The organism is Streptomyces sp. NPDC088254 (assembly GCF_044740925.1).
GTDB lineage: Bacteria > Actinomycetota > Actinomycetes > Streptomycetales > Streptomycetaceae > Streptomyces.
Map to the genome: position 1 here is coordinate 396,284 of NZ_JBIURQ010000008.1, position 18,027 is coordinate 414,310.

The 18,027-nt window shown below is 72.6% G+C and carries 18 protein-coding genes; 13 read left to right on the top strand and 5 right to left on the bottom strand.

Going from position 1 to position 18,027, the window contains the following annotated elements; all coding sequences use genetic code 11:
* Nucleotides 1-173: 173 nt before the first annotated feature.
* The 4 genes from ACIOC0_RS24705 to ACIOC0_RS24720 all read left to right on the top strand — a co-directional run bounded on the left by ACIOC0_RS24705 (nt 174) and on the right by ACIOC0_RS24720 (nt 6,848).
* The gene (locus ACIOC0_RS24705) at nt 174-1,694 is read left to right on the top strand and encodes a DUF4331 domain-containing protein (RefSeq protein WP_402157583.1); all 1,521 of its coding nucleotides are present in this window, start codon (nt 174-176) and stop codon (nt 1,692-1,694) included.
* Nucleotides 1,695-1,850: 156 nt separating this feature from the next.
* Entirely contained in the window at nt 1,851-3,419 is a 1,569-nt protein-coding gene (locus tag ACIOC0_RS24710; RefSeq protein ID WP_402157584.1) for a tetratricopeptide repeat protein, read from the top strand.
* A complete protein-coding gene (locus ACIOC0_RS24715) occupies nt 3,416-5,158 on the top strand; it encodes a nickel transporter (RefSeq protein WP_402157585.1) in 1,743 nt (580 codons plus the stop codon). Before ACIOC0_RS24710 ends, ACIOC0_RS24715 begins: the two co-directional genes overlap by 4 nt.
* A gap of 52 nt (nt 5,159-5,210) precedes the next feature.
* Complete coding sequence (locus tag ACIOC0_RS24720; RefSeq protein WP_402157586.1) at nt 5,211-6,848, top strand: protein kinase; 1,638 nt, start codon at nt 5,211-5,213, stop codon at nt 6,846-6,848.
* A gap of 21 nt (nt 6,849-6,869) precedes the next feature.
* Here the strand turns inward: ACIOC0_RS24720 and ACIOC0_RS24725 are convergent, their stop codons facing one another.
* Nucleotides 6,870-7,676, bottom strand: a complete 807-nt coding sequence (locus ACIOC0_RS24725) for an SGNH/GDSL hydrolase family protein (RefSeq protein ID WP_402157588.1) — start codon at nt 7,674-7,676, stop codon at nt 6,870-6,872.
* Between the two features lie 538 nt (nt 7,677-8,214).
* Here ACIOC0_RS24725 and ACIOC0_RS24730 point away from each other — a divergent pair.
* The 5 genes from ACIOC0_RS24730 to ACIOC0_RS24750 all read left to right on the top strand — a co-directional run bounded on the left by ACIOC0_RS24730 (nt 8,215) and on the right by ACIOC0_RS24750 (nt 12,960).
* Nucleotides 8,215-9,072 (top strand): glycosyltransferase family 2 protein, encoded by an 858-nt coding sequence (locus ACIOC0_RS24730; RefSeq protein WP_402157589.1) that lies wholly within the window; start codon nt 8,215-8,217, stop codon nt 9,070-9,072.
* Entirely contained in the window at nt 9,069-10,175 is a 1,107-nt protein-coding gene (locus ACIOC0_RS24735) for a glycosyltransferase family 2 protein (RefSeq protein ID WP_402157591.1), read from the top strand. Before ACIOC0_RS24730 ends, ACIOC0_RS24735 begins: the two co-directional genes overlap by 4 nt.
* Nucleotides 10,172-10,972 (top strand): polysaccharide deacetylase family protein, encoded by an 801-nt coding sequence (locus tag ACIOC0_RS24740; protein ID WP_402157592.1) that lies wholly within the window; start codon nt 10,172-10,174, stop codon nt 10,970-10,972. The genes ACIOC0_RS24735 and ACIOC0_RS24740 overlap by 4 nt, the downstream gene beginning before the upstream one ends.
* 81 nt (nt 10,973-11,053) lie before the next feature.
* On the top strand, nt 11,054-12,148 hold the full coding sequence (locus ACIOC0_RS24745) for a DUF5925 domain-containing protein (RefSeq protein WP_402157593.1): 1,095 nt from the start codon (nt 11,054-11,056) through the stop codon (nt 12,146-12,148).
* A gap of 35 nt (nt 12,149-12,183) precedes the next feature.
* Nucleotides 12,184-12,960 (top strand): DUF72 domain-containing protein, encoded by a 777-nt coding sequence (locus ACIOC0_RS24750; protein ID WP_402157595.1) that lies wholly within the window; start codon nt 12,184-12,186, stop codon nt 12,958-12,960.
* Between the two features lie 45 nt (nt 12,961-13,005).
* Here the strand turns inward: ACIOC0_RS24750 and ACIOC0_RS24755 are convergent, their stop codons facing one another.
* Complete coding sequence (locus ACIOC0_RS24755; RefSeq protein ID WP_130444055.1) at nt 13,006-13,374, bottom strand: GntR family transcriptional regulator; 369 nt, start codon at nt 13,372-13,374, stop codon at nt 13,006-13,008.
* A gap of 71 nt (nt 13,375-13,445) precedes the next feature.
* Between ACIOC0_RS24755 and ACIOC0_RS24760 the strand changes: the two genes are divergently transcribed.
* Nucleotides 13,446-14,375: a GNAT family N-acetyltransferase gene (locus tag ACIOC0_RS24760; RefSeq protein WP_402157597.1), complete on the top strand. Its 930-nt coding sequence runs from the start codon at nt 13,446-13,448 to the stop codon at nt 14,373-14,375.
* Nucleotides 14,356-14,880, top strand: a complete 525-nt coding sequence (locus ACIOC0_RS24765) for a DUF402 domain-containing protein (RefSeq protein ID WP_402157600.1) — start codon at nt 14,356-14,358, stop codon at nt 14,878-14,880. The genes ACIOC0_RS24760 and ACIOC0_RS24765 overlap by 20 nt, the downstream gene beginning before the upstream one ends.
* Nucleotides 14,881-14,911: 31 nt before the next feature.
* On the opposite strand, the gene ACIOC0_RS24770 is transcribed toward ACIOC0_RS24765, so the two are convergent.
* Entirely contained in the window at nt 14,912-15,529 is a 618-nt protein-coding gene (locus ACIOC0_RS24770; protein ID WP_402157601.1) for a class I SAM-dependent methyltransferase, read from the bottom strand.
* Between the two features lie 143 nt (nt 15,530-15,672).
* Here ACIOC0_RS24770 and ACIOC0_RS24775 point away from each other — a divergent pair, with 143 nt between their 5' ends.
* Nucleotides 15,673-15,807 carry a hypothetical protein gene (locus ACIOC0_RS24775; RefSeq protein WP_130444047.1) on the top strand — a complete coding sequence of 45 codons (135 nt, stop codon included), beginning with the start codon at nt 15,673-15,675 and terminating at the stop codon, nt 15,805-15,807.
* 219 nt (nt 15,808-16,026) lie between these two features.
* Here the strand turns inward: ACIOC0_RS24775 and ACIOC0_RS24780 are convergent, their stop codons facing one another.
* Complete coding sequence (locus ACIOC0_RS24780) at nt 16,027-16,911, bottom strand: esterase/lipase family protein (RefSeq protein ID WP_402157602.1); 885 nt, start codon at nt 16,909-16,911, stop codon at nt 16,027-16,029.
* A 170-nt stretch (nt 16,912-17,081) separates the two neighbouring features.
* A complete protein-coding gene (locus tag ACIOC0_RS24785) occupies nt 17,082-17,528 on the bottom strand; it encodes a MarR family transcriptional regulator (RefSeq protein ID WP_352250478.1) in 447 nt (148 codons plus the stop codon).
* A gap of 104 nt (nt 17,529-17,632) precedes the next feature.
* Between ACIOC0_RS24785 and ACIOC0_RS24790 the strand changes: the two genes are divergently transcribed.
* The gene (locus ACIOC0_RS24790; RefSeq protein WP_402157603.1) at nt 17,633-18,007 is read left to right on the top strand and encodes a cupin domain-containing protein; all 375 of its coding nucleotides are present in this window, start codon (nt 17,633-17,635) and stop codon (nt 18,005-18,007) included.
* Nucleotides 18,008-18,027: the final 20 nt, after the last annotated feature.

An 18,027-nucleotide genomic window follows, 5' to 3' on the forward strand; every position in this document is an offset into this window, starting at 1 on the left:
GTCCCGTCATACCAGGCATTCGCAACGCACACACCTCCGGAGGAGGTACGTACGCGGAGCCCGAAAACGCGGGTGAGCAGGAAAGAAAAAGTTTTTTGGCTTCGACCAATCCGATCGGGCCCTTCGCTCCGTATAGCTCTCCGTCAGGCAAGTTGGGACAGAGGACGGACGGCATGACAGGTATCTCCAGGAGCGGCTCCGGACGCAGGGGCGTCGCAACCCTCATATGCGGTGCTCTCGCCGCCGGGGGGCTCACGGCCGCCGGCGTGGCCGCGCTCGCGCCGGGGGAGGCCGCCGCCTCCAGCCACCGGGAGGCGCCGCTCATCTCCAGCACCCCGCAGTACGACAACACCGACGTGTACGCGTTCGTCAGCCCGGACCACCCGGACACGACGACGATCGTCGCGAACTGGGTCCCGTTCGAGGAGCCCGCCGGCGGCCCGAACTTCTTCCCGTTCGCCGAGGACGCCCAGTACGACCTCCGCATCGACAGCGACGGCGATGCGCGTGAGGACCTGGTGTTCCGGTACACCTTCAAGACGCATGTGAAGAACAAGAAGACGTTCCTGTACAACACGGGCACGGTCGAGAGCCTCAACGACCCGGACCTGAACGTCACCCAGTCGTACGACCTTGAGCTGATCAAGCTCAAGAAGGGCAAGGTCCAGCACAAGACGAAGCTCGCGGACGACGTGCCGGTCGCGCCGTCGAACGTCGGCAAGGCGTCGATGCCGAACTACGCCAAGCTGCGCGAGCAGGCGGTGTACAAGCTCCACAACGGCGCGAAGACGTTCGCCGGCCAGGCCGACGACCCGTTCTTCCTGGACCTGCGCGTCTTCGACCTGCTGTACGGCGGGAACCTCTCCGAGGTCGGCAACGACACGCTCAAGGGCTACAACGTCAACTCCATCGCCCTCCAGGTCCCGAACGACCTGATCACCGAGGCCAAGCACCAGCCGATCGTGGGCATCTGGTCGACCACGCAGCGCGAGAACGCCGAGGGCTACTACTCTCAGGTGTCGCGCCTGGGCATGCCGCTGGTGAACGAGGTCGTCAACCCCATCAAGGACAAGGACAAGTTCAACGCGTCCGTGCCGAAGGACGACGGCCAGTTCCTGAAGAACGTCACCAACCCCGAGCTGCCCAAGCTCATCGAGGCGATCTACAAGATCAAGGCGCCGGCCGAGCCGCGCAACGACCTCGTCGACGTGTTCCTCAAGGGCGTCAAGGGCCTCAACCAGCCTCCGTACGTGACGCCTTCGGAGCAGCTGCGGCTCAACACCTCGATCAAGCCGACCGCCAGCCCCAAGCGGCTGGGCGTGCTCGACGGTGACAACGCGGGCTTCCCGAACGGGCGCCGGCTCACCGACGACGTGATCGACGCGGCGCTGCAGGTCGTCGAGGGCGAGCTGCTGGGCGCGAAGAACGACCTCGGTGACGCAGTCGACAAGAACGACAAGTCGTTCGAGAAGGCCTTCCCGTACGTCGCGCTGCCGACCGAGGGTTCGCGCGGCGCGGTCGCCAAGGGCACCGGCAACGACGTCCGCAACCAGCTCGGCGACGCCCTCACGGGCACCTCGGGCAGCGACACCGGCATGATCGCCCTCTCCGCGGGCGCCGGTGCGATCGGTGTCCTGCTCATCGGCGGCGGCCTGATGTGGTGGCGCCGGCCGCGGGGCCGTCGCGCCTACTGAGCCCTGACGGGCCAGGTCCCTTCTGACCGGGCCGGGGAGAAACCTGCGCTCCCCGGCCCCACCCCCCACCGACTGGCGCGGCCCGCGTACTCATCCCCCACGGCGCGGGCCGCGCCACCAGCAGGCTGTTCCACCCCAGGCGACCTAGGAGAGGGCATGTCCCCGCGTACCAACGACGGCGAACCGGAGCGCGAGCTGCCGCGTGCCGGCCAGGACCACGACTCCGAGGCCGCCTCCGCGACCTCGCAGGGGACGCCCGTCCCGGAGGGGACGACTCCTGAGCCTGCCGCCGAGGCGGCGCGGGCGGCGACTCCCCCGGCGGCTGAGGACGGCGTCGCCGTCGAGGCCGACGGGGACGCCGACGTCCGGGTCGCCGCCGTTCGCCGGGTGGCCGCCGCCGGGCGGCGGTGGCGGTCGGTGCAACTGGGGGCGTGCGCCGCGATGCTGGCCGTCGCGATGACCGCCGGCGCGATCGCCTTCGGGGCCGCGCGGGACCGCGACAGCGTGCCGGTCGTCGCGGCCGCCGCCGTCTCGCCGGGACTGCTCGCCGGCGGGGACATCGACGCCGGCATCACCGCGCTGCAGGCTCATCTGCGCGCCCAGCCGGAGGACTTCAGCAGCTGGGCCACCCTCGGGCTGGCCTACGTCGAGCAGGCGCGCACCAAGGGCGACCCCTCCCGCTACCCGCAGGCCGAGAAGGCCCTCGACCGCTCCCTGGAGCTGCGGTCCGACAACGACCAGGCTCTCGCCGGCCGGGCCGCCCTCGCCGCCGCCCGCCACGACTTCCCCGGCGCGCTGAAGTACGCCGACCAGGCGCTGGAGCACAACCCCTACAACGAACGCGCCCTGTGCTCCCGTGTCGACGCGCTCGTCGAACTCGGCCGGTACGAGGAGGCCGGGAAGGCCGCCGTGACCGCCGACCGACGGCGCCCGGGCATACCGGTGTTCACCCGCTACGCCTACGTCCACGAGCTGCGCGGCGACGTCGCCACCGCGCGCCGGGTCCTGGAGCGTGCGCTGAAGGCGGCGAGCTCGCCCGGCGACATCGCCTACGTCTCCGCCCAGCTCGGCCAACTCGTGTGGAACCAGGGCGACTACGACGGGGCCCTCACCTACTACGCCCGCGCCCTCGCCGCCGACGAGAACTACCTCCCGGCGCTGGAGGGCCGCGCCCGCGCCCAGGCGGCGAGCGGCCGGCCGGCCGAGGCGGTCAAGGGCCTGGAGCAGGTCGTCGCCCGCTTCCCGCTGCCCGGCCCGCTCGTCGAACTGGGCGAGCTGTACGAGACCCGGGGCGACGCGGCGAAGGCCGAGGACCAGTTCACCCTCGTCGACGCCTGGACCGCCCTCGCCCGCGCCAACGGCGTCAACGCCGACCTGGACACCGCGCTCGCCGCCGCCGACCACGGCGACAAGGCTGCGGCGCTGCGCGCGGCCCGTGCGGAGTGGGACCGCCGCCGCACGGTGCACACCGCGGACGCCCTCGCCTGGGCGCTGCACGTCAACGGCAAGGACGCCGAGGCCCTGCCCTACGCCCGGCAGGCCACGGCCACCGGCTACCGCAACGCGGCCTTCCTGTACCACCGGGGCGTGATCGAGCGCGCCACGGGCCACGCCGCGGACGCCCGCGCCCACCTCTCGGCGGCGCTGAAGCTCAACCCGGGCTTCTCCGCCGAGGGCGCCCGCGAGGCGCGTGCGGCACTGAAGACGCTGGAGGCGGACAAGTGAAAACCCGTCGTCCGTTCGCCTCCTGCGCGGCCGTCCTGACGGCCGGCTGCGCGCTCGCGCTGCTCCCTTCCGGCAGCGCGAGCGCCCACCCCCTGGGCAACTTCACCGTCAACCGCTACGACGGTCTCGTCGTCGCCCCGGGCGAGCTCCGCGTCGACCACGTCGAGGACCTCGCCGAGATCCCCGCGACCCAGGCGAAGCCGGACGTCGAGCGGCTCGGCATGACCGAGTGGGCCCGGCAGCGCTGCGCGACCGCCGCCAGGGACAGCGGACTCGCCGTCGACGGCCGTGCGGTCCCCCTCACGGCCGGCGCCGCCGAGGCGGTCGTACGGCAGGGTCAGGCCGGGCTGGACACCCTGCGCGTGCAGTGCCGGCTGACGGCCCCGCTGCCCGAGGACGCGACGGTCTCCCTCGCCTTCCACGGCGCGGGCGGCTCCACCGGCCCCGGCTGGCGCGAGATCACCGCGCGCGGCGACCGTATGACGCTCACCGGCTCCGATGTGCCGGCCGAGTCGAACTCCAAGGAACTCACCGAGTACCCACAGGAGTTGCTCTCCTCGCCCGCCGACACCGCGACCGCGTCCCTGCGGGCGCGGCCCGGCGGCGCCGCCCTCGCCGCCGAGGACCGTGACGCGCCCGCCGCGTCCGTCCTGCCGCGCGGCGCCGACCGCTGGACCCGGGCCCTTGACGACCTGGTCGCCCGGCAGGACCTGACCGTCGGCTTCGCCGCGCTCGCCCTGCTCCTCGCGATCGTCCTCGGCGCGATGCACGCGGTGGCCCCGGGCCACGGCAAGACCATCATGGCCGCGACCGCGGCCGCCCGGGGCGGCAAGGCCCGGATGAAGGACGTCCTGCCCCTGGCCGCTTCGGTGACGGTCACCCACACCCTGGGCGTGGTCGCCCTCGGCGTCCTGGTGACGGCCGGGTCGGCCGCCGCGCCATCGGTGATCGCCTGGCTCGGCCTGGCGAGCGGCGCGCTCGTGCTGTTCGCGGGCGGCACCCTCGTACGCCGTGCCTGGCACAACCGCCGCCACGGCGGCGGGCACACCCACTCCCATGGCGGCCACGGGCACACGCACGACCACGATCACGGGCACGGGCACGGGCATTCCCGCGATCACGGGCACGACGACGCGCACGACCACGCGCACGGGCACAGTCACTCGCACGAGCCCGCCGAGGCACCCGCGCGGCAGCTCGCCCTGGTCGGCTCCACCACCGACGGGACCTCCACCGAGGGGACGACCGCCGGGCACAGCCACCACGAGCCCGACCATGGTCATGACCACGACCACAGTCATGACCACGACCACGACCACGACCACAGTCACGGTCACAGCCACGGGACGCACACCCACACCCACGGCGGTTTCACGCACTCCCACGACATCGCGCCCACCCTGCGCGGCACGATCCTCCTCGGCTTCGCCGGAGGGCTCGTGCCCAGCCCGTCCGCCGTCGTCGTGCTGGTCGGCGCCGCGGCGCTCGGGCACGCCTGGTTCGGGCTGCTGCTCGTCGTCGCCTACGGCGTCGGCCTCGCTCTGACCCTCACCGCCGCCGGGTTCGCCGTCGTCAGGATGGGCTCGGGCGCGGCCCGGTTGCTGGACCGCAGCCCACGCTGGATGACGCACCCCGTCGCGGCGCTGATCCGCCGCAACATGCCGCTGTGGTCCGCGCTGGTCGTCGTCGCCCTCGGGATAGGACTCGTGCTCAAGGGGGCCGCATCCGTCGTCGCCTGAGCTAGTTTGTGGAGGTGGTGGAGGTTTCGGCCGGGATGCGAAGGGGGCGCGGGTGTCCGAAGAGCCGGGCGGTGAACGGCTGATCGCGGGCCGGTACCGGTTGCTGTCGCCGCTCGGCGAGGGCGGCATGGGCACGGTGTGGCGGGCGCGGGACGAGGTGCTGCACCGCGAGGTCGCGGTCAAGGAGGTGCGCGCGCCCGCCGGGCTCGCCGGCTCCGACGTGGAGCGGATGTACGCCCGGCTGGAGCGCGAGGCGTGGGCCGCGGCCCGGGTCGCGAACCGGAACGTCGTGACGGTGTACGACGTGGCCACGCAGGACGGCCGGCCGTGGATCGTCATGGAGCTGGTGCGAGGCATCTCGCTGGCCGAACTGCTGGACGCCGAGGGGCCGTTGGAGCCCGCGCGGGTCGCGCACATCGGGGCCGAGGTGCTGGCCGCGCTGCGGGCGGCGCACGAGGCCGGAGTGCTGCACCGGGACGTGAAGCCGGCCAACGTGCTGATGTCCAACGACGGCCGGGTGGTGCTGACCGACTTCGGTATCGCCTCGGTCGAGGGCACCTCGGCGATCACGATGACGGGCGAGGTCATCGGCTCCCCCGAGTTCCTCGCGCCGGAGCGCGCGCTGGGGCGTACGCCGGGGCCCGAGTCGGACCTGTGGTCGCTGGGCGTGCTGATGTACGCGGCGGTGGAGGGGAACTCCCCGTTCCGTCAGAACACCCCGCTGAGCACGCTGCGCGCGATCGTCGACGAGGAACTGCCGCCGCCGCGCCGGGCGGGCCCGCTCGCCCCGGTGATCGAGGGGCTGTTGCGCAAGGACCCGGGAGAGCGGCTGCCGGCCGCCGACGCCGAGCGGGAGCTGCGGGTCGTCGCCGCAGGCGGCGCGCCCCGGCCGGGCGCCCACCCGACGGCGGCCGCCGGGCCGCTCCCGTCGGGGCGCACGGAGTCCTTCGCGCAGTCGCCGTCGCCGTCGCCCGCGGACCGTTTCCCGCCGTCGCGGCCGACCCCGCCGTGGACGGGTTCCGACACGACTTCGCAGACCGACCCGGAACGCGGCCGGCGTGCCGCCTTCGTGCTCGTCGCGGGGGTCGCGGCGCTGGCGCTGGGGATCGGCGGTCTGACGTACGCGCTGCTGAACAAGGACGGCGGCGGCGAAGGCACCGGCGGGGACGTCACGGTCAGTCAGTCGCAGGGAGTGTCCCCGACGCCCGAGAAGAGCGCGACGGGGAGCAGCCCGAAGCCCTCGCCGAGCCCCAGTCCGAGCGCGAGCGAGACGGAGAGCGAGAGCTCCCCGAGCGCGGAGCCGGCGCAGTCCGTCACGGTGAACGTGACCGGCGCGCACACGGAGTACACCGGCTCCTGCCCGCCGCCGGACGACTCCGCCCCGGCCTTCACGGCCACGCTCACGGTCGGACGGCTGCCGGCGACGGTGTCGTACCGCTGGGTGTCGAAGGAGGGCGAACTGTCCGGTCAGACCTGGAAGACGCTCGACTTCCCGTCGGGGGGCGGGAAGTCGAAGCAGGACAAGGTGGTCGTGTCGACGTCCGGGCGGAGCGGGACGCGGCAGAACGCGATCGGCGTGGAGGTGCGCGACCCGGTGGCCGTCACCTCCGACTACGTGCCGTTCTCGGTGACCTGCGAGACGGAGGCCCCGCCGTCCGGGACCTCCCCCTCGCCCTCGTCCACCGAATAGCACCGGGCAGCGCCGAGCGGGTCAGGCGGCGCTGCCGAGAGCCGGCAGGTAGCCGCCCGACTGACCGGACGCGGTCGGGTGGTAGGACTCGCCGATGTTCAGCCAGTTGACGCTGTGCAGCCAGGAGCCGCCGGAGCAGATCTCATGGCCGGCGAACGACGTGCGGACGTCGCCGAAGACGAAGCCGTGGGCGGCCGCGCGCCGGGCGATCGCGGCGTCCAGGTGGTCGGCGGCCTTGTTGATGGCCGCGCGCTTGGTCTCCGACAGGCCGAGGCAGGCGGTGCCGAGCTTGTAGAAGCGGGGGTAACCGAGCACGACGACGCGTGCGTTGGGTGCCTTGGAGCGGATGGCCGAGTAGACGCTGTCGAGTTTGCCGGGGAGCGTGGAGTCGACGTACGCCCGCGCGGTGTCGATCCGGGCGACGCAGGTGCTGTCTGAGCTGGTCACACACGTCGTCATGACGTCGGCGAATCCGGCGTCGTTGCCGCCGACGGTGACGGAGACCAGCCCGGTGGAGGCGTTGAGCGGGCCGAGCTGCCCGGCGAGAACATCACCCGTTCGAGCGCCCGAGCAGGCGGTGAAGGCGAACGACGAGGGCGAGTGGGCGGCGTTCCACAGGTACGGGAACGCCTTGCCGCTGCGCTTGCAGGAGCCGCTGGAGCTGACGTAGGACCCGGCGCCGACGCCGGAGGAGTAGGAGTCGCCGAGCGCCACATAGCCGCCGTTCGGGGCGAGTCGGGACGCGTGCGCCGCGGTGGCCCCGGTGAGGGCGGTGACGGCGGCGAGGAGGAGCGAGCTCGCGAATACGACAAGTCGGGAACGTCTCATGGAACCTCCCTTTAGCAGGATCTCTGCCACAACCGTCGTACCAACTCCGCGTGTTGACGGGAAGTGTCCATGCCAATCCAGTCGATGACCCCAGGGGTGGCCAAAGGAACAAAAAGGTGAGTCTCCTCCCAGGTCTCGCCATACAGGCGCAATCGTCAATACCGTCAGACATCTCACCCGCATCGGACCGTCAGCAAGCGGCTCTGGGGCGCGTTCGCCACACGCCCCATGGGGAGGGCTCAAAGAACGCGGTGGTGTGTCCGGCGCGGGGCGCGGCAGGGGGGTGCCGTGCTCGGTGAGCGCACTTGTCATCGGGCCGTGCCGCGCAGGTCGGTTCGCCGTTCTCCGGAGCCGGCCGCTATGCCAGCTCACCCGGCGTGCGCGGGGAAGTCCCCCGCCACGGAGTGCCGTGGGGCGGCGGAGGGGTCTTCCGTCCTGCCGTGCGGCCGCGGGTGGGAACCAACCCCCCTTTCGAACCGGACGTGAATCCGGACCGCCCGGGGGAGGGCGGCCCACCGGACGAGAGGGACCTCAAGTCATGAGTTCCGTTCTGCAGCCGGCGACACCGGGTCAGGATCACCAGGCCCCGCCCGCCGCCGGCATCTACCGGCCCGTCTCCTCTCACCTGGCCATCGCGCCGCCGGTGAGCGTGGTCATCCCCGCGATGAACGAGGCCGAGAACCTCCCGTACGTCTTCAAGACGCTGCCCGACTGGGTCCACGAGGTCGTCCTGGTCGACGGCAACTCCACCGACGACACCATCGCCGTGGCCCGCGCTCTGTGGCCCGGCGTCAAGGTCGTGGAGCAGCGGGGCCGCGGCAAGGGCGACGCCCTGATCACCGGGTTCGGGGCGTGCACCGGCGACATCATCGTGATGGTCGACGCGGACGGCTCCGCCGACGGCAACGAGATCGTCTCCTACGTCTGCGCGCTCGTCTCCGGCGCGGACTTCGCCAAGGGCTCCCGCTTCGCCAACGGCGGCGGGACCGACGACATGACCTTCGTGCGCCGGCTCGGCAACAGGGCGTTGTGCGCCGTCGTCAACCGCAAGTTCGGGGCCCGGTACACCGACCTGTGCTACGGCTACAACGCCTTCTGGCGGCACTGCCTGGACCGCATCGACCTCGACTGCACCGGCTTCGAGGTGGAGACCCTGATGAACATCCGGGTCGTCAAGGCGGGACTGAGGGTGCAGGAGATACCCAGCCACGAGTACTTGCGCATCCACGGGGTCAGCAACCTGCGGGCCGTGCGCGACGGGCTGCGGGTGCTGCGGGTGATCCTCCGGGAGCGGTCCAACCGGCGGGCGCTGCGCCGCAGAGGCCGCCACCGGTCGCCGATGCTCGACTCTGTGCTCGACCCGGTGCTCGACCCGGTCGCGGGAGAGATCTCTTGAGCGGGCCCGGCATCTCCGTGGTCGTCTGCGCGTACACCGAGGACCGCTGGGACGACATCCTCGCGGCGGTCGCCTCGGTACGCGCGCAGAGCCGGCCGGCGCTGGAGACCGTGCTGGTCGTCGACCACAACCAGGCGCTGACGGACCGCCTGACCGAGGAGTTCGCGAGCGCCGGATCCCGCGCGGCGGACGGCGAGGTGCGGGTGCTGTCCAACTCCGGCCCGCGCGGCCTGTCGGCCGGCCGCAACACCGGCATCGCGGCCGCGCGCGGCGACGTCATCGCCTTCCTCGACGACGACGCCGTCGCCGAACGCGACTGGTTGCGCTGGTTCGCCGTCGGCTACGACGATCCCCGTGTGATGGCCGTGGGCGGGCTGACGCTGCCCGTGTGGGCCTCCGGGCGACGGCCCGTCTGGTTCCCCGAGGAGTTCGACTGGGTGGTGGGCTGCTCCTACCGGGGCCTGCCGCCCGGCCGGGTCCGGGTGCGCAACGTCCTCGGCGGCAACGCCTCGTTCCGGCGTACGGCGTTCGACCTGGCGGGCGGCTTCGCGACCGGCATCGGACGCGACGGGGACAGGCGCCCGCTGGGCGGGGAGGAGACGGAGCTGTGCATCCGGCTCAGCCGCGCCCGGCCGGACGCGATCCTGCTGGTGGACGACCGTGCGGTCATCCACCACAAGGTGCCCGAGGTCCGCGAGCGCTTCGCCTACTTCCGTGCCCGCACCTACGCCGAGGGCCTGTCCAAAGCCCGCGTCGCCCGCAGCGTGGGCGCGGCCAAGGGGCTGGAGTCGGAACGCCGGTACACCACCCGCGTACTCCCGTCCGGCGTGGCCCGTGGCCTGCGCGACGCCGCCCTGGCCCGCCGAGGCGGCGCCCGCAGAGCAGCAGCCATCATCACCGGCACCCTGACAGCAGCAGCAGGCTACGCAGTAGGCACAACCCACCCAGCCGCGGGCAGTCGTGCCGCTGGGGCGATGGGGGTCCCCCCGCTCGAGCGAAGCCGAGAGTGGGGGAGGGTGGGCGCAGCGGCGCCCGCGCAAGCCGCGGAAGACCCCCGTCCCGCTCGCACCGGCACCCGCACCGGACAGGAGGCCGCCGGATGACCGCACCCGGGGTACCCATCCTCATGTACCACTCGGTCTCAGCCGACCCCACTGACGCCACCCGAACCCTCTCCGTCTCGCCGAAAGCCTTCACCCAGCACCTCACCCTGATCGCGGAGCGAGGCCTCACCCCCATGACCACCGCCGACCTCGCCACCCGCTGGCGCACCGCCCGTCCCCTCCCCCACCGCCCCGTACTCCTCACCTTCGACGACGGCTACGAGGGCGTGCACCGCCACGCCCTCCCCACCCTGGCGGAACACGGTTTCCCCGCAACCCTGTTCGTGTCCACCGGCTGGCTGCGCGGCGACCACGACACCGGCGCCGGCCCGGACACCATGCTCGACTGGCCGCAGGTGCGCGAACTGGCCGCCGCAGGCGTCGAGATCGGCGGCCACAGTCACACCCACCCGCAGCTCGACCAGCTCGACGACACCGCGCTGCACACGGAACTGACCCGTTGCCGGGACATCGTCGCCGACGAGCTGGGCGTCCCGCCGGTGTCGTTCGCCTACCCCTACGGCTACTCCAGCCGCCGGGTGCGCACCGCCGTACGGCAGCGCGGGTTCGCCCAGGCGCTCGCCGTGGGCAACTCCCTCGCCCGGCGCGCGCAGGGCCCGTATGCCCTGCGCCGGGTGACGGTACGGCGGGACACGGACGCCGAGGAGTTCGTACGGCTTCTCGACGGCCGGGCCGTCACCCGCGCCTTCGCCCGGGACCGCGCGCTCACCAAGGGCTACGCGATGGTGCGCGGCGCCCGCCGGATGTGCCGCAGGGCGGCGGGCGTCCTCGGGTGAGCGGCCGGACGAATCCGACACACCGGCGCGCAGCACGGAAACCGGGTGCACACGGGCCCGGTGTGCCGGATCATGGCGTCCATGTCCGCGCACCCACACGACGCTCTGCCGATCCGGCTCACCGTCGACGACTCCGACTCCCCGTCCGACGTCGTCGACGCGCTGTTCCTCGGCCGCTTCGCGACGGGCGAGCAGCCTTACTCGCACGCGGCGAACATCGACCGCGTGCGCTCCGGCGCGAACCTGATCCCGCCGGACGCCCGCGTGCTGCGCGTGGCCCGCGACGACGACCGCAGCGCGACCCTCGCCGAGGGCGAGGGCTGGACGCTGCTGGTGTCCCGCTGGAACCGGGGCGCCGACGTCACGGTCACCGCGACCAGTCCCGAACTGGCCGCCAGGGTGCTCAGCGAGGCCACGGACGGCGCGGCCGACGAGCCCGAGCCGCAGCCGGAGAACGTGGCGATGGGCTTCTGGTACGTGTCCCCGCGGCGCGGCCCGCACCGGACGACGCGTCAGATCTCCGCCGGCACCTGGGAGGAGGTCCGGCACAACTACACCGCCCCGGTGGCGGACGCGATGGACCGTCTGATGACGACGACCCCGCAGGACATCGCCGGCCGGCTGCTGCTCCTGCACGGACCGCCCGGCACCGGCAAGACCTCCGCGCTGCGCACCCTGGCCCGCTCCTGGCGGGACTGGTGCCAGGTGGACTGCGTGCTGGACCCGGAGCGGCTGTTCTCCGACGTCGGCTACCTGATGGACATCGCGATCGGCGAGGAGGACGGCCCCGGCAAGGGCCGCTGGCGGCTGCTCCTGCTGGAGGACTGCGACGAACTGATCCGAGGCGAGGCCAAGCACACCGCCGGCCAGGCGCTGTCCCGGCTGCTGAACCTGACCGACGGTCTGCTGGGCCAGGGGCGCAACGTCCTGGTCGGCGTCACCACCAACGAGGACCTGGAGCGTCTGCACCCGGCCGTCGTCCGCCCCGGCCGCTGCCTGGCCCGGATCGAGGTCGGTCCGCTGACCCGCCCGGAGGCGGTGGCGTGGCTGGGCTCCGAGGAGGGTGTCGGCCGTGAGGGCGCGACCCTGGCGGAGCTGTACGCGCTGCGCCGGGGCACGTCCCCGACATCGCTTCCGGAGCCGCGCGGCGGGGCGGACGCGGGGCTGTACCTGTGAGGCTGTGACCGGCCCTGTGATGCTTTGATGGGGTTATGACCCTGTTCGTCGGCACGTCGGGCTGGCAGTACAAGGACTGGCGGGGCGTCCTGTACCCGCCCGACGTGCCCGTGCGGCTCTGGCTGGAGGAGTACGCGGCGCGGTTCGCCACCGTGGAGATCAACAACGCGTTCTACCGGCTGCCGTCACGGGAGACCTTCGCGTCCTGGGCCGAGCGTGTCCCGCCGGACTTCACCTTCGCGGTCAAGGCCAGCCGGTATCTCACCCACGTCAAGCGGCTGAAGGACCCCGAGGAACCGGTGCACCGGCTGATGAGCCACGCGGCCGGGCTGGGGGCGCGGCTCGGCCCGGTGCTGCTCCAGCTCCCGCCGACCCTGCGCTGCGACCCGGGACTGCTGGACGCCTGCCTGGCCTGCTTCCCGTCCGGGACGCGCGTGGCGGTCGAGCCCCGGCACGACTCCTGGTGGACGCCGGCGGTCCGCGAAGTGCTCCACTCCCGGGGCGCGGCGCTGTGCTGGGCCGACGTCCTCGCCCGCCCCGTCGCCCCGCTGTGGCGGACGGCGCACTGGGGGTACGTGCGCTTCCACCAGGGCCGGGCCCGCCCCTGGCCGCGATACGGCCGCCGGTGCCTGGAGACGTGGCTCGACCGCGTCGCGACGACCTGGCCGGCCGACGCGGAGGTGTACGCCTACTTCAACAACGATCCGGGCGGTGCGGCGGTGCGCGACGCGGTCACCTTCGCGAGGGCGGCGGAGCGGACGGGCCTGCGGCCGACCCGCGTCCCCGCCCGGGCGGCCCTCGCCGGGCGCTGAGCGCGCCGCCTCACCGGCGGGCGCGTCACGGGTGTTCGCGTCCGCTCACTCCCCGTGGGCCGCCCGCAGGGCGTCGCGCACCGCCGCCACCGCGTCGTCCTGTGCGACCCCCAGCCGGCGTGCCCGCTCGGCGTACGCCTGCGCGGCCGCGGCCAGTTCACGCGCCGCCGCCGAACCAGCGGCGGCGACGAACGTGCCGTTGCGGCCCCGGGTCTCGATCACCCCGTCCGCCTCCAGGGCCCGGTACGCCTTGGCGACGGTGTTCGCCGCCAGCCCCAGCGACTCGGCGAGCCCCCGCACGGTCGGCAGCCGGTGGCCGACCGGCAGCGCACCGGACCGCGCCTGCTCGGCGATCTGCGCCCGCACCTGCTCATAGGGAGCGGCGCCCTCAACGATGTGGATCTTCAAGGTCACGGAGCCGATTCTCCCGTACCGGCGGGAAAATGGGAGGCATGCCCTGGCGGCGTCCGCATAGCGTGCGGCCCATGACCGTCATCGTGCGTGATCTGCGTCCCGAGGCGCCCGAGGAGGTCGAGGCCTTCGTCCGGGTGCGGCGGCTCGCCCTGCCGTTCATGGTGTCCACCGCCCGCTCCGTGGTCCACGACCTCGCCCACGCCCGTCCCGAGGCCCGGTACCGGCAGCTCGTCGCGGAGGAGGACGGCGAGATCGTCGGCACCGCGCAGGTCGGAGTCGCTCATGAGAGCCCGCGGCCCGGCCAGGGTTTCGCCAACGTGTACGTGCACCCGGAGCGGACCCGCCGGGGCGCCGGCTCGCTGCTCATCCGCGCCGCCGAGGAACACCTCGCCGCGCACGGCACGACCAGGGTGTACTCCTGGGTGCTGGACGCCCCGGGCAACCTCGCCTTCGCCGAGCGGCACGGCTACCGGGCGAGCCGCTCCGCGCACTTCCTCCGCCTCGACCTGGCGGACGGGACGCTGCCGCCGCTCCAGGCTCCGCCGCCCGGTGTCGAACTGCGCACCGCCGCCGACTTCGCCGACGACCCCCGCCCGCTGTTCGCGCTGGACGCGGAGACGACCGCCGACGAACCGAGCGACGTCGGCGCCGAGTTCACCGACTACGAGGCCTGGCTGGAGGAGACCTGGCGGCATCCGCTGCTCGACGCCGAGCTGACCACGGTCGCCGTGGTCGACGGCCGCCCCGCCGCGTTCACGGCGGCTCACACCGACGGCGCGACCCGCTACGCCTCCGGCATGACCGGCACCGCCCGCGCCTTCCGCGGCCGGGGCCTGGCCAAGCTGGCGAAGAACGCCTCGCTGCACCGCGCCCGCGCGGCGGGCTACCAGGAGGCGTTCACCGGGAACGACACCGGCAACGGGCCGATGCTCGCGATCAACAAGTGGTTCGGCTACGAGATCTGTGCGACGGAGGCGCGCCATGTCCGCGAACTCGGATGACGGCTCGGTCCGGGCGGACACCGTGGAGGTCGCCGTGGACGTCGTCCTCGTCAAGGCCGGCCGGACGAAGATCCGCTACCCGGCCGAGCTGTTGTCCGACGACGGCACCCGGATCGCCGTGCGCGCCTCCTGGGCGGGCGAGGGCGTACGCGACTTCGGCTTCGTACGCTTCGAGCCGGGTGACGTCTTCACCGAGTACTACTGGCGCGACCGCTGGTACTCCGTGAAGGAGGTCCGCGCCGCGTCCGGCGCCCTCAAGGGCTGGTACTGCGACATCACCCGCCCGGCGAGACTCAGCGGCGCGGAACTGGTGGTCGAGGACCTCGACCTGGACCTGTGGCGCTCCGCCGACGGCACCGACGTCCGACGGCTGGACGAGGACGAGTTCGCGGGGAGCGGCCTGGCCGACCGCGACCCCGATGCGGCGGCACAGGCGCTGAGGGCGCTGGACGCCCTGGAGACCCTCGCCACCACAGGGAACGGCCTCGAACGGCTGCTCGCCTGAGTGTTCTGTGCGCCCGTCGAATCGACCGCCGTCAGGCCACCGAGGCGACCACGGCGTACCGCTCGTCCTCGACGGCTCTCCCCCACAGCTCCGCGTCCCCGGACAGGCGCTCCACGCGAGCGTGGGCGGTGAGCGGGGTGAGCAGACCGGTGAGCCGGTCCGCCGGTATGCCGACCGGGGTCACCGTCCCCCACACCCCCTCGACCAGCACGAGCCGGCCTCCGGGCCGCAGCAGGTCACGCCAGTGCCGCAGGGCGCGCGCGGGATCGGGCAGCGCCCACAGCACATGCCGTACGAGGACGACGTCGAAGCGCCGCTCCCCGACGGGCGGCGCCGCCGCGTCACCGAGGAGGAACACGGCGTCACGGCCGGCGAGTTTCTCGCGCGCCCGGCCGAGCATCGCCGGGGAGAGGTCGACGCCGGTGACGCGGTGGCCCCGCTCGGCCGCGAGGAGCGACAGGCTGCCGGTGCCGCAGCCGAGGTCGAGCAGATCGCCGGGGCGCTCCGGCAGCCAGTCCAGCAGCCTGCGGGCCCAGGCGGCCCGGACGACGGGGTCGCGCAACCCGTGGTCCGGCTCGTCGTCGAAGCCGGCCGCCTCCGCGTCCCAGTCGACACGCTCCGCAGCGTTCACATCACTCTGGTCGGTCATGCGCCAAGAGTGACACCCGCCACTGACAATCCCCTCGTGATGTGACAGCCGCCACTGACAGAACAGGCGGCGATGAGGAACTCTCGCGAAAAGGGTCTACCTCCGTGAAATCGCGGAACCCGGTAGCTCTGAAGGAGGCAGCCATGCGCCGTACGACCGTGCAGAAGCCCCTGAAGAAGACGGACTCCCGCCGGCTCCGCGAAGAGGTGGACGAACGCCCCGCCGGGCGCCCCGAGGTGCGCAAGGACATCGCCCGCACCTGGTGGCCGGACGGCTGACCGCGCCCGCGTCACCGTCGACCGATCTCTCACGCCCTTCCTTCCCGCCGGACGCCTCCTGCCTGAGCCCAGGCTCAGCGGTTCCTTAAGGCGGTCCTAAAGATCGCCGGAACCGTTCGCCTGCGGGCGTGTCCGCGGTTTCTTGGTACTCGGCACGTTTCCCCGTCCGGGTCCTGACCGGCGGCTCAGGCCGGTCAGGTTCCGGCGGGGCGGCCCGCGTCAGCTCAGGACGGACGCGCAGGTCGAGGGCGTGGCGTGGGCGGGGTCGAGCGCGTTGGCCACCTCGTGGAAGGCGATCCGGTCGGTCAGCCCGAGCAGCGCGTGCTCGGACAGGTCGAGCGCGCAGCGGTCCTGGATGAGGACATTGCTGACGTTCGCGCCGCTCAGGAACTGCGTCCGGTACGGCGTGACGACCTCGTCGTACCGGGTGGCGATGACGGTGTAGCGGACGCCGGGGACGGTGTCGCCGCCGGCGTTGAGCTTCGCCATGAACTCGGAGCCGGCGATCTGCTGGGCGAGGGCGGGGGTGGCGGCGGTGAGGAGGTCCTCGGCGCCGGGGAAGTACGGCAGCAGGTGGGTGAGCCCGGCCAGGGTGGTGCCGTGGTTGTTGGGTGCGATGCCGACGAGGGCGTTCACCTTGGCGGCCCCGCCGAGGAACTTGAGGTAGTAGCGGGGCATCATGCCGCCCTGCGAGTGACCGACGATGTCGGCCTCGGCGGCGCCGGTCGCGGCGAGCACCCGGTCGACGTAGGCGGAGAGCTGCCCGGCGGACTCATCGATGGGACCGAGGGCGTGGAAGAAGGGGACGCCGGGCAGTTGCCCGTAGTCGAGGGAGAAGACGCAGTAGCCCCGGTGCGTGAGGTACGGCGCGAGGGAGAGCCAGTTGTCGACGGAGTTGGCGAAGGTTCCGTGGACCAGGACGACGGGGCGGGGGCGGGCTGCGGAGGGCCGGCAGTCGTAGTCGTTCCAGCCGCCCTGCGACGACGCGGAGGTCGCGGCGGACGACGACTCGGCCGAGGCGGGGGCAGTGGCGGTGGCGCTGAGGGCCGCGGTGGCCAGCAGCAGGGCGGCCAGGGGTCTGGCCAGGCGCTTCCAGGGCAGCATCGCGTGATCTCCTTGCGGCTCAAGGGGGATTCGACGGCCTTACGCCTGTGATCCGGATCACGAGGATGCTGTTCATCTGTCAAGTTACGGGCGAGTAGATGAAGTGAGAAGTTACGGATCGGTAAAAACTTCCGGCAACAGTCGACGCATGTGCTATCCCTGACGCCCCGTCACCAGGCAGGCCTGACCGGACCGTAGGGCGCGATACGCCCCAAACCGTCCCGCAACACGCTCATTTCACCCTCCCCGAGCACATCCCCCCACCCCCGTACCACCTCCACCGCGACCTCCTCGGCCACCCTGGTGCACGCCCAGCCCCGCTCGGTCAGGACGACCAGCCGGGCGCGCGCATCAGCGGGGTGCGGCCCCCGCTCGACGTACCCCTTGCGCACCAGCTCGTCGACGAGCTGACTCGCCGCCTGCTTGGTGACACCCAGATGCACGGCCAACTCGGTGACCGTCGCACCGTCCGGGGCGAGCCGGGCGAAGGCGAAGCCATGAGCGGGCCGCACGTCGGAGAACCCACGCGCCCGCACCCCCTCGTCGATGCGTCGCGTGAGGTCGCCGGCGGCGGCGAGCAGGGCGGCGGTCAGGGCGAGGGCATCGGAGTTCTGCACCTCCGCATTGAAACACCCTTGACGATTTGGTCAACCTGCTTGACCATGAGCCCCATCAAATGGTCAAGTAGATTGACCATTCTTCGCCGAGTCAGGAGCCGTCCATGCCTGTCGTCCGTTCCGCCGACGCCGTCACCCACGAGATCCACGGCGCCCGCTTCGTCTCGCACGCCACCCCGTTCACCGGCAGCAGGGAACTCGCCGCTTGGCGCGGGGAGATCCCGCCGGGCACGAAGGCGCCGGCGCACGCCGTCAGCCGGGAGGAGGTCTTCCATCTGCTCGTCGGAGAACTGGACGTCACGCTCGACGGGCGCACCGAGCGGATCACGGCGGGTGACACGCTGATCGTCAACGCCGGCTCCACCCTGAGGGTGGAGAACCCGACCGGTCACACCGCCCTCACCTGGGTCACCACCAGTCTCGGGTTGGAGGCGGTGTTGGCCGACGGCAGCCGGATCGTGCCTCCGTGGGCCAACTGAGCCGTCCGCTGGGCGGAGTC

Excerpts from the sequence above, each read along its gene's own strand:
- ACIOC0_RS24780 (WP_402157602.1), bottom strand. The coding sequence starts at position 16,911 with ATGCTGCCCTGGAAGCGCCTGGCCAGACCCCTGGCCGCCCTGCTGCTG.
- ACIOC0_RS24740 (WP_402157592.1), top strand. The coding sequence starts at position 10,172 with ATGACCGCACCCGGGGTACCCATCCTCATGTACCACTCGGTCTCAGCC.
- ACIOC0_RS24730 (WP_402157589.1), top strand. The coding sequence starts at position 8,215 with ATGAGTTCCGTTCTGCAGCCGGCGACACCGGGTCAGGATCACCAGGCC.
- ACIOC0_RS24765 (WP_402157600.1), top strand. The coding sequence starts at position 14,356 with ATGTCCGCGAACTCGGATGACGGCTCGGTCCGGGCGGACACCGTGGAG.
- ACIOC0_RS24725 (WP_402157588.1), bottom strand. The coding sequence starts at position 7,676 with ATGAGACGTTCCCGACTTGTCGTATTCGCGAGCTCGCTCCTCCTCGCC.
- ACIOC0_RS24790 (WP_402157603.1), top strand. The coding sequence starts at position 17,633 with ATGCCTGTCGTCCGTTCCGCCGACGCCGTCACCCACGAGATCCACGGC.
- ACIOC0_RS24745 (WP_402157593.1), top strand. The coding sequence starts at position 11,054 with ATGTCCGCGCACCCACACGACGCTCTGCCGATCCGGCTCACCGTCGAC.
- ACIOC0_RS24710 (WP_402157584.1), top strand. The coding sequence starts at position 1,851 with ATGTCCCCGCGTACCAACGACGGCGAACCGGAGCGCGAGCTGCCGCGT.
- ACIOC0_RS24770 (WP_402157601.1), bottom strand. The coding sequence starts at position 15,529 with ATGACCGACCAGAGTGATGTGAACGCTGCGGAGCGTGTCGACTGGGAC.
- ACIOC0_RS24750 (WP_402157595.1), top strand. The coding sequence starts at position 12,184 with ATGACCCTGTTCGTCGGCACGTCGGGCTGGCAGTACAAGGACTGGCGG.
- ACIOC0_RS24705 (WP_402157583.1), top strand. The coding sequence starts at position 174 with ATGACAGGTATCTCCAGGAGCGGCTCCGGACGCAGGGGCGTCGCAACC.
- ACIOC0_RS24775 (WP_130444047.1), top strand. The coding sequence starts at position 15,673 with ATGCGCCGTACGACCGTGCAGAAGCCCCTGAAGAAGACGGACTCCCGC.
- ACIOC0_RS24760 (WP_402157597.1), top strand. The coding sequence starts at position 13,446 with ATGACCGTCATCGTGCGTGATCTGCGTCCCGAGGCGCCCGAGGAGGTC.